This is a genomic window from Erwinia sp. V71 (genome assembly GCF_965644245.1).
In the GTDB taxonomy this organism is placed as follows: Bacteria; Pseudomonadota; Gammaproteobacteria; order Enterobacterales; family Enterobacteriaceae; genus Erwinia.
In genome coordinates this window covers 1-13,494 of sequence record NZ_CBFFRK010000124.1, presented here as the reverse complement: position 1 = coordinate 13,494, position 13,494 = coordinate 1, and the positions used below count along the sequence as shown (strand labels likewise).

12 protein-coding genes are annotated in these 13,494 nt (G+C 54.9%); 4 read left to right on the top strand and 8 right to left on the bottom strand.

Annotation, left to right across the window (positions count from 1 at the left end; all coding sequences use genetic code 11):
• Positions 1 to 286: 286 nt before the first annotated feature.
• From ACSZO1_RS18730 to ACSZO1_RS18705, 6 genes are all read right to left on the bottom strand, one after another.
• The gene (locus tag ACSZO1_RS18730) at positions 287 to 757 is read right to left on the bottom strand and encodes a DUF3237 domain-containing protein (RefSeq protein WP_437615332.1); all 471 of its coding nucleotides are present in this window, start codon (positions 755 to 757) and stop codon (positions 287 to 289) included.
• Between the two features lie 218 nt (positions 758 to 975).
• Positions 976 to 2,382 (bottom strand): alkaline phosphatase, encoded by a 1,407-nt coding sequence (phoA, locus tag ACSZO1_RS18725; RefSeq protein ID WP_437615330.1) that lies wholly within the window; start codon positions 2,380 to 2,382, stop codon positions 976 to 978.
• Positions 2,383 to 2,553: 171 nt separating this feature from the next.
• Positions 2,554 to 3,864 carry an MFS transporter gene (locus tag ACSZO1_RS18720; protein ID WP_437615328.1) on the bottom strand — a complete coding sequence of 437 codons (1,311 nt, stop codon included), beginning with the start codon at positions 3,862 to 3,864 and terminating at the stop codon, positions 2,554 to 2,556.
• On the bottom strand, positions 3,861 to 4,496 hold the full coding sequence (locus ACSZO1_RS18715) for a hypothetical protein (protein ID WP_437615326.1): 636 nt from the start codon (positions 4,494 to 4,496) through the stop codon (positions 3,861 to 3,863). The genes ACSZO1_RS18720 and ACSZO1_RS18715 overlap by 4 nt, the downstream gene beginning before the upstream one ends.
• A gap of 29 nt (positions 4,497 to 4,525) precedes the next feature.
• On the bottom strand, positions 4,526 to 5,869 hold the full coding sequence (locus ACSZO1_RS18710; protein WP_437615324.1) for an amidase: 1,344 nt from the start codon (positions 5,867 to 5,869) through the stop codon (positions 4,526 to 4,528).
• Positions 5,870 to 5,879: 10 nt separating this feature from the next.
• Positions 5,880 to 6,560: a DUF2848 domain-containing protein gene (locus tag ACSZO1_RS18705; RefSeq protein WP_437615322.1), complete on the bottom strand. Its 681-nt coding sequence runs from the start codon at positions 6,558 to 6,560 to the stop codon at positions 5,880 to 5,882.
• A 114-nt stretch (positions 6,561 to 6,674) separates the two neighbouring features.
• Here ACSZO1_RS18705 and ACSZO1_RS18700 point away from each other — a divergent pair, with 114 nt between their 5' ends.
• From ACSZO1_RS18700 to ACSZO1_RS18690, 3 genes are all read left to right on the top strand, one after another.
• The gene (locus ACSZO1_RS18700; RefSeq protein WP_437615320.1) at positions 6,675 to 7,352 is read left to right on the top strand and encodes a GntR family transcriptional regulator; all 678 of its coding nucleotides are present in this window, start codon (positions 6,675 to 6,677) and stop codon (positions 7,350 to 7,352) included.
• 140 nt (positions 7,353 to 7,492) lie between these two features.
• A complete protein-coding gene (treA, locus tag ACSZO1_RS18695; RefSeq protein ID WP_437615318.1) occupies positions 7,493 to 9,175 on the top strand; it encodes an alpha,alpha-trehalase TreA in 1,683 nt (560 codons plus the stop codon).
• A 309-nt stretch (positions 9,176 to 9,484) separates the two neighbouring features.
• Positions 9,485 to 11,602, top strand: coding sequence for a TonB-dependent siderophore receptor (locus ACSZO1_RS18690; protein WP_437615334.1), 2,118 nt, complete (start codon positions 9,485 to 9,487; stop codon positions 11,600 to 11,602).
• A gap of 150 nt (positions 11,603 to 11,752) precedes the next feature.
• Here the strand turns inward: ACSZO1_RS18690 and ACSZO1_RS18685 are convergent, their stop codons facing one another.
• Positions 11,753 to 12,001 (bottom strand): GlsB/YeaQ/YmgE family stress response membrane protein, encoded by a 249-nt coding sequence (locus ACSZO1_RS18685; protein ID WP_437615316.1) that lies wholly within the window; start codon positions 11,999 to 12,001, stop codon positions 11,753 to 11,755.
• Positions 12,002 to 12,252: 251 nt separating this feature from the next.
• Here ACSZO1_RS18685 and ACSZO1_RS18680 point away from each other — a divergent pair, with 251 nt between their 5' ends.
• A complete protein-coding gene (locus ACSZO1_RS18680) occupies positions 12,253 to 12,987 on the top strand; it encodes a flagellar brake protein (protein ID WP_437615314.1) in 735 nt (244 codons plus the stop codon).
• Positions 12,988 to 13,024: 37 nt separating this feature from the next.
• Here ACSZO1_RS18680 and ACSZO1_RS18675 read toward each other — a convergent pair whose 3' ends face one another.
• Positions 13,025 to 13,444, bottom strand: a complete 420-nt coding sequence (locus ACSZO1_RS18675; protein WP_437615312.1) for a hypothetical protein — start codon at positions 13,442 to 13,444, stop codon at positions 13,025 to 13,027.
• Between the last annotated feature and the right edge of the window lie 50 nt (positions 13,445 to 13,494).

Genomic DNA, 13,494 nt, shown 5'->3' with positions numbered 1-13,494 from the left:
AGGATAGCTTATCGGTAGCTAACCGTCCCTCCATCCACATGACCAAGCGTTGCACTTATTATCTGAATTCGCGAACTTGACGTATCGCAGCTTTTTGAAAGTAGATATTTTGAGTGGGAAGAGAGCGAAAGCACAGACTGACAATACGTGAGGGTGCTGTACGAAAATCAACACAGTCCCTCAATCTTTCTTTAGATCCGAAATGAAACCACCATGAATGTGATCATTTTACAACATCAAGACTACTCAGTCTCTTCCAGACTAATTTATAAGAATACTAATCAGCTCAAACCACCCGATACATATCCAGAAACACGCCCTTCTCACTGCGCTGCGCACTACAGATAAAAATGCTCTCGCTTAACCAGCTCAGCGACTCGTGGTACACCTCAAACGTCGGCGTGGTTTTAAAGTAAATATCTTCCGGCGCAATCTGACTAAAGAAGCGCATATCATCGCTAAACAGCCGTTCACGCCACTCTGCCGGAACACGGCGAATGCCGTTGTTTTCAATATAGAAAGTATGACCTGCATCCGTTTTTACCGCATAACGCGCCGACAGACGGCACAGCCCGTTAGCGTCAATAATCTGGCTGTCGACACCGCCCGGCAGCACTTCCCCCGTTACCGCACCGCTCACCTTGCCTGATGCAATCGGGATAAGCTGACGTTTGCCATAAATCCGGTCATTACTGACAATCACTGGCTGCGTCACCTGAATTTCAATGCGGAAGGAAAATTCCAGTTGTGGTGCCATAAACAAGCTCCCTGCGAGAAATAAAAATACCTAAACTGATGATTGTCATACCTTAAACCTATCCGGGCAGGCGTTCAATAAACGGGTGATCAAGGGTGTGAAATGCTGAGAATGGGGAACCGACAAGGATCGAGGCAGGGGAAACACGAAAAAATGATAAGCAATCGGGCATACTGCCGAAGCTGGTCTCTCCGCAACGGAGAGACCAGAGAGTAACGTTATTTCAGCCCCATCGCTGCACGCATGGTGTAGAACAGATCGGTCTGATCCGTCAGCCCCACCACGTTAGCCGCATGCGGACCGTAAGCGGCGATACGCAGCTGCGTGCCAGTATGCCCCTGAGAATCCTCTTCTGAGTTACCGTAGCTGATGGTCATTACGCTGCCATCTTTGGTATTCAGTTTCTGCGTCAGGCCCGGCGCTTTGCTGTCATTGGCGATAATCTGGCTGGAGTGCGCATGGTCAGCGGTGACGATCACCAGCGTATTACCATCTTTCTTCGCGAATTCCAGCGCTTTCTGCACGGCTTCATCGAGATCGACCGTTTCACCAATCTGACCACATGGGTTAGCCGCATGATCCTGTTTATCGATAGAGGCGCCTTCAACCTGCAGGAAGAAGCCTTTCTCGCTGTTATCCAGCAGCGCAATCGCCTTCTCTGTCATCTGCGCCAGCGTTGGCGTGGCGTCGGTACGGTCCTTGTTCACTTCACAGGTGATCGGCTGACCTTCAAGATTGCCGTGATAAGTGGCTTTCGGCCCTTTCCAGCGTACCGGCATATTGCCCTCGGCAAACAGACCCAGCACCGGTTTATCCTGGTTCGCCACAGTGATCGCTTTCAGACCCGCCGCATCGGTTACCCACTGGTAGCCACGCGCTTTCGCCTGTTCTTCCAGCGTCTTGCCCTGCCATTCACCCGCTTTGGCGCTTTCGCTAAAGCTCTTCGCTCCGCCGCCCAGCGTGATATCCGCACGGGCATTCAGCAGCTGCTCACTAATGGAACCTTTACCGCCTTTTTCCAGCGCATTACTGGCGCAGGTTTCGCTGGTTTTGACCGGGCCATAACATTTACGGGAAGTGACGTGTGCGATCAGCGCCGCCGGGGTCGCATCCTGCAGCTCAGCAGTCGAGACGTTGCCGGTCGCTTTACCGGCCGCTTTCGCCAGTTCCAGAATCGTTGGGTGATCTTTGCCATTAACATCGACGCCAATCGCGCCGTTATAGGATTTCACCCCGGTCGCCCAGGCGGTCGCCGAGGCGGCAGAATCGGTCACATAATCCGGCTTATGTGTTTTTTTATCCAGCGCATAGTGCGTGTACTGGCCGGTGAGTGGCAGTGCATCAATGCCCTTAAAGAAACCGCCCGCCCCTTCTGCGTAGTTACGCGCGGCGGTGATTTCTGAGTCACCCATACCATCGCCAATCAGCAGAATGACATTTTTTGCGGTGGTATTGATCAGAGAAGCTTTCAGCGCCTCGGTCTGATCCTGTGTCAGACGGCGTGCGCCACCCGGCTCGGTCAGGTCACCCTGGGCAGCGCGGCTGTAAGCCGCGACATCCGCATAAGTGGCGGTGGATACAGAGGCAGCAATCAGTGACAGGGCAAACAACTTTTTATAGTTCATTAAGGCGTATCTCCATGAAAAAATTTTGCCAAACATTTCAGGGAGCCAGTCTGCGACACAACAATGACAGTTTTGTGTCGCCGGGATGTCATTATGATGGCAGTGGACGCCAGGCAAACGGTGAGGGGAAGCATTCCCTTCTGCCGTGGCGGCAGAAGGGATAACGCAATATTACAGCGGTTTATGTGCGGTTTCTTTGGCTTTCCACAGCGCGAAGAAGGTGATCAGCAGTGCGGCAATCACATACAGTGACACCCACAATGTGCCGCCCATCTCTTTATACAGCGTGGTGATAATCAGCGGCGCAAAACCACCACCAACAATCCCCGCCAGGGTATAAGCCAGTGAGGAACCGGCATAACGTACACGCGTCGGGAACTGTTCAGTGACAAACGCCGCCTGCGGACCGTACATCATCGCGTGAATCAGTAAGCCGCCAATCACCGCGAGGCAAATCAGCCATGGCTGACTGCTGTCGAGCAGCGCAAAGAAGACAAATGCCCAGATCATCGCCAGCACCGCACCGGCCATATACACCGGGCGACGCCCGAGGCGATCGGACAAGGCGCCAAACATCGGTACGGTAATCGCATTACCAATCGCCCCCAGCATGGTGGCGGTCAGCGCCAGCGGGCGCGGCAGGTTCAGCACGGTGGTGACATAGGTCAGGGTAAACACCACCACCAGTGCATAAAGCACATCGGAACCAATACGTGAACCACCGGCAATCAGCAACGCGCGTGGATGCTGCTGCAGAACTTCTTTCAGCGGGGTATGTGTGGTGTCCTTGCTTTTCTCCAGTTTGAGAAACGCCGGGGTTTCACCGACGCCACGACGCAGCCAGAGACCAAACACCACCAGCACCAGGCTGAGCAGGAACGGAATGCGCCAGCCCCATGACTGGAACGCTTCCGCCGACATCGTCAGGGTGATAACGGTGATAAAGCCCGTGCCCAGCAGCGTACCGCAGGACGGTCCGACCTGAGCAAAGGAGGCATTGCGGCCACGCTGGTTCGCTTTACCATGCTCCATCGACAGCAGCACCGCGCCAGCCCACTCGCCGCCCAGCGCCACACCCTGCATAAAGCGCAGTGTTACCAGCAGCAGCGGGCTCCAGATGCCCCAGCTGGCATAGCCTGGCAGTAATCCCATCAGCGCGGTGGTCACGCCCATAATCACCAGCGTGGTCACCAGCACAAAGCGGCGTCCCAGCACATCACCCAGATGACCGAAGATCATGCCGCCAATCGGGCGAGAAACATAGCCGACCGCGTAGGTGGAAAAGGCCAGAATGGTGCCTACCAGCGGGTCAAACGACGGGAAAAACACATGGTTAAAGATCAGTGCCGCCATAATGTTGTAGACGGTAAAGTCATACCATTCGAGCGCAGTGCCAATCGAGCTGGCGGCCGCCAGGCGGCCAGTCTTCGGCTTTTCGGCCGCGGCGCGGTGCGCGCTATTGTCAGTATTTAACAGCGTCATGATGGCATCTCCTGTTTGGTTAACTGCCAGCTCAGAGCGTAGAAACTGGTGTGGGCATCGAGTGCAGCGCTGGCGATGGCAGCCAGGCGTTCACTGGCCTGCTGACTGCTGCTTTCAATCAGCATCATCGACTGCATCAGGCGGTTCTCACGTGCTTCTTTCGGTAACGGCGAACTCAGCTGGACGTCCGGCTGCAGCAGGATGGAGCGGATAAATCCGGCCTCGCGGAACAGCTGTTCACCCAGTGGCTGAATGGCCGCGTCTGACTGTGCGCTGCTCAGCGTCAGGATCGCCAGATGGCTGCCCGCGCCAAAACCCACCTCTGCACTGATGGCACACACCCGACGCATCGGGTTCACCATTTTGTCGAGGTTGCTGACCGACCACGCCGTCTGACGGGTAAAGGCAGCGTGGTACGCCGCACTGGTAAAATCCTCCAGCGAAGACGTCTTATACAAACCGAGATACTTACGGCTGTTATCCAGCGCCTGATAGCGCGCGCCGCTTAAAAAACCGCTAATCGCCACACGCTCCTCGACGTGTTCGCGGTCATACCATTGATTAAAATCAGCTTCATCGGCCGGATTAATGTCCGTGGCAACAAACAACATCCCCTGGGTTGAACGAGTCATGGTTTTCTCCTGCGGTGTGCAAATAAAAGTTAAACCCGGTGAAGGGCCTGTTCGATGCTCAGCGCCCAGCCAGCCAGTGCGCTGTCCTGCATCGCTAAAGCGGAAATCATCAGTCCGACGGGCGCTTCCCCTGCTGAGTGACACGGCAGGGAAAAAGCACAGCCATCAAGGAAGTTGATCACCGAGGGATTGCGCAACATTGCGCCATTAACGCGGAAATAGTGCTCTTCATCAGCGTCCAGTTCGGCGATCGTCGGGGCGATAAGCGGTGTCGTTGGCATCAGCAATGCGTGGTAGCCGCTAAGCTGCGCACTGACGCGCTGCTGCCAGTCGGCACGCTGCTGCTCCAGCAACTGGCGGTCGCTGTCGGTCAGCTCCGCGCCACGGCGGATACGGGATAACACGCGCGGGTCATATCCTGCAGCCTTGCGGGCAATCCGCGACTGGTGCCACTGCCAGGACTCCAGTGCGGTAAAGCCGCCACGCGCATTAATGGTTGCCAGCTCAGCCAGTTCGCTTAACGGCAGCATGTCCACGGTAGCTCCCTGGGCGCGCAGGCAGGCGATGGTGCGTTCAAATGCGCTGGCAACCGGCTGATCAAGGCCATCCAGCACCAGCGTTTGCGGCACGGCAAAACGTGCCTCACGCAAATCCTGCGCCTGTGGCTGCAAAGGCTGATCGGCGATGACCGCATCCAGCATCAGGCAGCTGGTGACGTCATGTGCCAGTACGCCAATCGAATCCAGTGCCGGAGACAGGGGTTGCAGGCCACCAGCATGGATGCGCCGCGCGGTCGGTTTAAAACCGGTGAGGCCACACAGCGCGGCCGGAATGCGGACTGAACCGCCGGTGTCGGTGCCGATGGAACCGAAGCACATTCCGTCACTCAGGGCGACTGCCGCGCCGGATGAGGAACCGCCAGGAATACGTCGGCTGGCGCGATCCCACGGATTAGCCGGCGTGCCGTAATGCGGATTGATACCCAGCCCCGAATAGGCGAACTCGGTCATATTGGTTTTCCCCACCACCACCGCTCCCGCCTGCAACAAACGATCCACGATGGTGGCATTGGCGGTGGCGGCAGGTGCATCGGTCAGCACCACCGAGCCGCCAGTGGTGGCTTCACCGGCGACATCAAACAGATCTTTAACCGAGACCGGAATGCCATCGAGCGCACCCAGCTGCTGCTGCGCAGCAAAACGGGCATCCGCCGCCTGCGCCTGCTGGCGTGCGGTGCTGTGATAGACGCGGGTAAAGGTCCGCGGCCCTTCGTCAGTGGCGATCGCGCTGAGTGCGTGTTCCAGCAGCTCTGTGGCGCGAAGCTCTCCCTGGACCAGCTGTTCGCTGGCCTGTTGCAGCGTCACTGTTTTCATTGTTCGCTCCTCAGGCCACAACCGGCAGCTCAATGCTGCGGTACTGATGACTGATGTTGTGACCCAGCACCTCGTCCACCAGCTCCATACGGAACTCAGTGGCCGGGCGGATACCGCCAATCGCCGCCAGCGTGCCGCAGCTCATGGCCAGTCCATCATCCGGTGTCGTGTTGCCGAGATAACGCGTCAGCAGATCCCACGGCGTGCGCAGGTTGGACAAAGCGCCCTGCTGATACAGCACCCACTCGCCGCCTTCACGAATCCAGGCGCGCAGAATCAGACTGTCCCAGTGATCCGCCACCTGCTCCAGCGGCCAGGCCTCACGTGCAACGGGTTTGACGCATACCTGTTTCGACATTGCCACGCTGTAGGTTTCCAGCTGACGATCGGTGTGGTCGGAAGCCAGCGAGACATACAGTTTCCCGCCACAGCTAAAGATAAAAGGTTCGACTTCACCAGAACTGTCACTGCCCAGCACTTCAATGGTCTCCGCCTGAGTCAGCTGATTCGCCGCGACGCGATAAAACAGAGGCACCGCACCAGGACGGGGCACCCCCAGGGCTTCCAGCTCACTGATATGGTGCATAATCGCCTGCTCATCGCGCCCTGCCCAACCGGCGATCACCAGCTGGCTGACGGCGGTACTGACCTCTGCGCCGCCCTGACACGGCAAAGTAAAACTCAGTCTCATTGGCATAACCCTCAAGTTGAAATCACTGTGAAATTTCACACGTATTTAAATAAAGCGATTTTCATGCCAGCTTTTGTGTAAAATGGCGAACAGTGCCAATGGCAGGAGAAATCTGTGAGTAACGACAGCAGGGAACTGAAGGCGGGCGCACCCGGCAAAGTGCGTGCTATCTCGTTGAATGAACAGGCTTATTTACGTTTCAAACAGGCATTAATCACCCTCAGCTACAAGCCCGGTGATTATCTGAATACCGCGCAGGTGATGGCTGACCTGGAACTGGGCCGCACTCCGGTGAACCAGGCGATCCATCGTCTGGCAGGTGAAGGGTTGCTGCAGGTGATCCCACGGAAAGGGGTGATGGTCGCACCGCTGTCGATTGATGATGCGCTGGAGTTAATCGAAGTGCGTCTGGCAAACGAGTCGTTGTGCATGACGCTGGCCTGCCAGCGCGTCACCCGCAGTGATATTGATGCGCTGCGCGCGCTCAATCAGCAAATAGCCGCCGCCGTCGACCAGCGCGATCGGGTCGGTATGATGCTGCTGGATCGCCAGTTTCATCAGTTGCTGGCGGCCATCGCCAGCAACAGCCGGCTGACGGATATCCTCAGCGTGATCCACGCCCAGGCGCAGCGTTTCTGGGCCACCACGTTGTCGCGTGAAAGCCATATGCAGGAAGTGGTGGCCGAACATGAGGCGATTATCGCCGCGCTGGCACAGCAGGATATCGCTGCCGCAGATGCTGCCAGCCGCGCCCATATTCTCTCCTTTAAACGTGCGCTGCTGGCGGGATAAATCAGCAACGGCTGGCGCTAAATTCAATAGCTGGCTCACAATTCACATGCCGTCTGCCGCCAGACGGCAAAATCTCGACTAAAGTTTTCCGGGTGGACAATTACTTACAGACTGGATGGTCTGGACAAGGAGAACTGCCGATGATGAAACGAGTCGTTAACCCTGACTGGCAAGTCGCGCTGATGGTGTCACTGGCGTTAAGTGGTGCACTCACCGCACTCACCGCCTTCACCTTCCCGGTACATGCGCAGGAACAGCAGCGCATGCTCAGCAATCAGCCCCAGCCGCCGGATGTGCGCCTGGGTCCACTGTTTCACGCGGTGCAGTCGGCAAAGCTGTTCCCTGACCAGAAAACCTTTGCCGACGCAGTACCGAAATATAACCCTACCTCGATTCTCGCCGACTGGCAGATGCAAAAATCGCAGCGCAATTTCGATCTTCGCCATTTTGTGAACAGCAATTTTACCCTGCCGAAAGAGGGTGACGCGTATGTTCCGCCCGCCGGACAAAGCCTGCGCGAGCATATCGACGGCCTGTGGCCAGTGCTGACACGCACCACCAGTAAAACCAGCGAATATGACTCGTTACTGCCGCTGCCAAAACCTTACGTGGTGCCGGGCGGGCGCTTCCGTGAAGTCTATTACTGGGACAGCTACTTCACCATGCTCGGACTGGCCGAGAGCAACCAGTGGCAGCGGGTACAGGATATGGTGGATAACTTCGCCGATGAGCTCGACCGCTACGGTCATATCCCTAATGGCAACCGCAGCTACTACCTCAGCCGCTCGCAACCGCCCTTCTTTAGCCTGATGGTTGAGTTACTGGCCACCCACGGCGGCGAAGAGGTCTACAGCAAGTACCTGCCGCAGCTGCGCAAAGAGTATGACTACTGGATGGCCGACGCCGACAGCGTGAAACCTGGCGAAGCCAGTAAACGCGTGGTGCGTCTGAAGGATGGCACGCTGCTTAACCGCTACTGGGATGGGCGCGATGTGCCACGTACCGAATCATATATGGATGATATCGCCACCGCGCAGAAAAACCCGCAGCGCAATAAAGCCGAACTGTATCGCGACCTGCGTGCCGGGGCGGCCTCGGGCTGGGACTTCAGTTCACGCTGGTTTGATAAGCCGGACGATCTCTCCACCATTCGCGTGACACGCATCGTGCCGATCGATCTGAACGCCCTGCTGTTTAAACTGGAAAAAACCCTTGCCCGCGCCAGCCGCGTGGCAAAGCAGGAGAAGGAGAGTCAGCACTTTACTGAACTGGCGGAAAAACGTCAGGCGGCGATGAATCGCTATTTATGGGATGAAAAACAGGGCTGGTACGCGGACTATAACTGGCAGCAGAACAGCATACGTCCGCAGCTGACGGCAGCCACACTGTATCCGCTGTTTACCGAAGCCGCCACGGAAGATAAAGCGAAACGCACGGCGGCGGCGGTGGAAAAACAGCTGCTGAAAGAAGGCGGACTGGTGACCACCAATGTGAACAATGGTCAGCAATGGGATGCGCCAAACGGCTGGGCGCCGCTGCAGTGGGTCGCCGTCGCCGGGCTGAATCACTACCGCCAGCAGCCACTGGCAAAAGAGATTGGCATGCGCTTTCTGACCAATGTGCAGAACACCTACGATAAAGAACATAAGCTGGTGGAAAAATATGTTGTGGAAGGCGCCGGACTCGGCGGCGGTGGGGGTGGCGAATATCCGCTGCAGGATGGTTTTGGCTGGACAAATGGCGTCACGCTTAAGTTAATGGATTTGTACTGTCCGAAGAATACCACCTGTAATAACGTCGGTGATATTAGTAAAAATAAGTAAAGTTTATTTTTAGCTGTTTTATCCCCTGCAATACGATGGAAGCAGTGTTTTCACTGCTTCCATTCACCTCCCCCCTGGTTACCCGCATTCAGAAAGAAGATAAAATCGTTTATTTTCAGACAAAAAACCAAAACCCACACAATTTAAGACGTCAATCACTCGACTGTTACATTTCACACTTTTATGTTAACCCCCTGTTCTTTTTGCGTGAATATATAAGATAAATAAATACTTGAAACGCCAATTGAGAAAGATAATACTTTGCATCCACATTGTAACAATTAATTTCCGCTACAGGATGATAGAGGTATAAGAATGGCTTTCGCCGTCAAACGTTCTGCTCTGTACTGCTCACTGGCTCTGACTCTCCCTTCGATCACGTTCGCCGACGATACGCTGGTGGTGACCGCCCAGCCGGCGGAAACGGCGCAATCGCCGACCTCCGGTTACACGGCGAAAACCAGCACCGGCGCGACCAAAACGGATACTCCATTGATCACCACCGGCCAGTCAGTTTCTGTCGTCACACGCCAGCAGATTGAGGATCAGGGTGCCAGCAATATCAACCAGGCGCTGAATTATACGCCGGGGGTATTTACCAACTTTGCCGGTGCTGCCACGCGGTTCGATACCGTGTCACTGCGCGGTTTTCATGGTGCAGATACCGACAATGTGTTCCTGGATGGTCTGCGGCTGATGAGTGACAGTGGCAGCCACAATGTACTGCAAATCGATCCGTGGTTTATTGAACGCGTAGATATCATTAAAGGCCCCTCTTCCGCACTCTATGGACAAACACTGCCGGGCGGATTAGTGAACCTGACCTCGAAACGACCACAGTTTGATGAAGAAGGCCACTTCCGGCTTTCAGCTGGTACGCAAAATACACGGGGGGCTGCATTTGATTATACCAGCGCCATCAATGAGCAGTGGGCATTCCGTATTACCGGAATGACACGTAACAGCGACACGCAATACAGTCATACACGTGAAGAGCGTTACGCTATTTCGCCCTCACTACTCTGGCAGCCAACAGAGGACACCTCACTGCTGCTTCGTGCCTATCTGCAAAAAGAACCCTCCGGTGGCTATCATGGTTCAATGCCACTGGATGGCTCACTTAACGGGCATAACGGTTATAAGCTGGGGCGTGATTTCTATGAAGGCGAAAGCGATCTGGATCAGTACAAACGCCGTCAGCAAATCTACAGCTATGATTTTTCCCACCGCTTTAATGAAACCTGGGCTTTCCGCTCTACTGCCAGCTATACACATTCCAATGTAGAGATGGATCAGGTCTTTCAAAATGGCTGGGTCGACAGTACCAGTGACGAATTAGCACGCGGTTATGTTGGTCAGAGTGATTCTTTGGACGCCGTGGCGATTGATAACCAGCTGGTTGCCAGTTTCACTACGGGTGCTCTTGAACATGAAGTGGCGCTGGGAGCAGAATATCATCAATATAAAAATGACATTATGCAGCGCTCTGGCAGCGCTTCAACACTTAATGTCAGCACGGGAGCTTCAGACAGTATTTTGACTGGCTATGCCGAGTCAAATTCCGCACGGCGCTACTACCAGACTGGCGTTTATTTGCAGGATCAAATTAAACTGAATAACTGGCACCTGGATTTGTCAGGACGCTATGATCGACTCATGGCGAAAACGGAAAATTATACCACCGGCCGAGTTAACAGACGCTCAGACGATCATATCAGCGGAAGAGCATCTCTGCTGTATGCCTTCGACAACGGCATTTCACCGTATGTCAGCTACAGTCAGGCCATTAGCCCCAGCGTACTCGTCGATTCCTCAGGCAACCTGCTAAAACCCAGCACATCAGAGCAATATGAAGCCGGTGTAAAATACCAGCCGCCAGGTACTGCGGATATGTACTCGATCGCAGCCTATGACCTTACACAGGATGGTGTCTCACAACGAGATGTCGCCATGGGTACATCCGAACCGATTGGTAAGGCCCATTCTCAGGGCATCGAGCTGGAAGCGCATAATCAAATAACGCCGCGACTGAAAACAATCGCGGGTTATACACTGAACCATATGAGCTTCAAAGAAACTCTTGATGGCACAGATGGCCGTACGCCTTATTTAACACCAAACCAGATGGCCTCTTTCTGGGGACACTACCAGTTTGATTATGGCATTAGTGTCGGCGCAGGGGTACGTTATATCGGCAAGCAGTGGGCGGCGAATGACAATAAAACACGCATTCCCGATGCCACGCTGTTGGATGCTTCCATCCGCGCCGATCTCGGAGCATGGAATAATCAGCTGAAAGGCGCTTTCGTTCAGGTTAACGCAACCAATCTGGCCGACCGTGATTATGTCGCAGCGTGCTACGGCGAAAACTACTGCTACCGCGGCGCAGAACGCAGCGTACTGGCGACAATTGGCTACGATTTTTAAAGAAGGGAGCCAGTCGCGCTTTTGTCACTGGCATCACGGTTGAGATCCCCTCCGCCATAAAATGGCGGAGGCGTCACCGTTCTGGCGTCGTTAGCTCCCCCTCCCAGCCTTCCCCCACTACAGTGGGGGGAGGAGCGGTACGGCGTTACCTTAACTGCGCACCTTACGATAAATCCACAGCACCACAATGGCACCAATCACCGCCACCACAAAACTGCCGAAATTAAACCCATCCACTTTGCCGAAACCAAAGAAGGTGCTAATCCAGCCGCCGACGACCGCACCGACGATCCCCAGCACGACGGTGATAATAAATCCGCCGCCATCTTTCCCCGGCATAATCCATTTAGCGATAATCCCGGCGATCAGACCAAAAATAATCCATGAAAGAATACCCATTTCCTGCTCCTTAATTTTTGCTGATTAACACACTTACCGACAACATCCACTGCCTGTTCCGGCAATTGACGAGCGATAAACGCTGGTAGAAATAAGTATAGGCAAGATTTCTAACTGCGTGATTTACAGTCAAACTTTGTAAAGAAAAAGCGAGGCGGCAGGCGGGAAAGTGTTAAAGTCTGGCAATAAGACGCCGATATTCTCCCCATAACCCTGGAGTAGATGGTTTAGCGACCACACCGGAGCAGGAAGTGAAAGCAGAAGATAATGAGCAGTATCTGAAACGTGGCACGCTCGCCGTACTGGGCGTGTTACGCGATCTGGAAAAACAGCAAACCCCGGTGCGCGTGGCGACTGACCGTGGACAATTTATTAGTCGTTTATTATTTGTCGATCAGGATCAGGTGATCGTCGATTACGGCAGCAATCCGTATGACAATCAGCTGGCCCTGCTGGCAGAAAATCTGCATGTGGATGCCGAAACCCAGGGCGCAAAAGTGGAATTCTCCCTGCCGCTGCTCAGCGCGGTCGAATATGATGGCTTACCCGCCTTTGCCGCCCCGCTGCCTGAACTGTTGTGGATGTTCCAGCGTCGCGAATTCTTCCGCGTCAATGCTCCCCTTGAGCCGGTCTTCTTCTGCGAAGCAAACCTGAAAGAGGGTGAAAAACTGCGTTTTCGCCTGCAGGATATCTCGCTGGGCGGGATCGGTGTACTGGCAGACGAAAGCCTGCCGGACGCCATCCAGTGTGGCGACACACTGAAAAACCTCCGCGTGGAACTGGGCACCTATGGCCGTTTTGAAGTGGATGTGCAACTGCTGCATATCGGCGAGCGCACGGGCGTCAACAGTAAAAATGAAACGGTGACCACGCCACGCCTGAGCTTTCGCTTTACTGATCTCACCTCCGGTCAGGAACGTGAACTGCAGCAGGCGATTTTCGCCCTTGAGCGCCTGGCGCGCGATAAAGCCAACCGCTTCCAGTAATCTTCTCTGAACTGAGCGGCATACCTTCGCCGCTCAGTCAGGCATAGTTCTCATCAGTAAACAGCATAAACTCCACCTTACCATCAGCATAGGTTTCCGGCACCACACCGTTTTCAAGGTGTTTTAACATCAGGCTGGTCGCCAGCTGCGCGTGCTGGCGGCTGTTCTGATCAATGGTCAGCGACAGGACCTGTTTCGCCAGCAGATCGCGTGTCGAGCCATAGAGTTCATGAGTCATAAATACACATTTATCCAGCAACCGATGACGTGCCAGCGCCTCGCTGATCTCACGGTTTCCCAGCCCGGTATTGTAAATCCCGCTGACCTGCCCTGCCTGACTGAGCTGTTTCTCCAGCAGCTTACTGATGGTGTCGCGCTCCTCCTGACCGGCTAATACTTCGCGCAGCTGAATATGGGGAAAACGCTGCTGCAGCGCGAATTCAGATAATAAGTGCAACGCTTGGTCATGTGGATGGAGGGACGGTTAGCTACCGATAAGCTATCCTG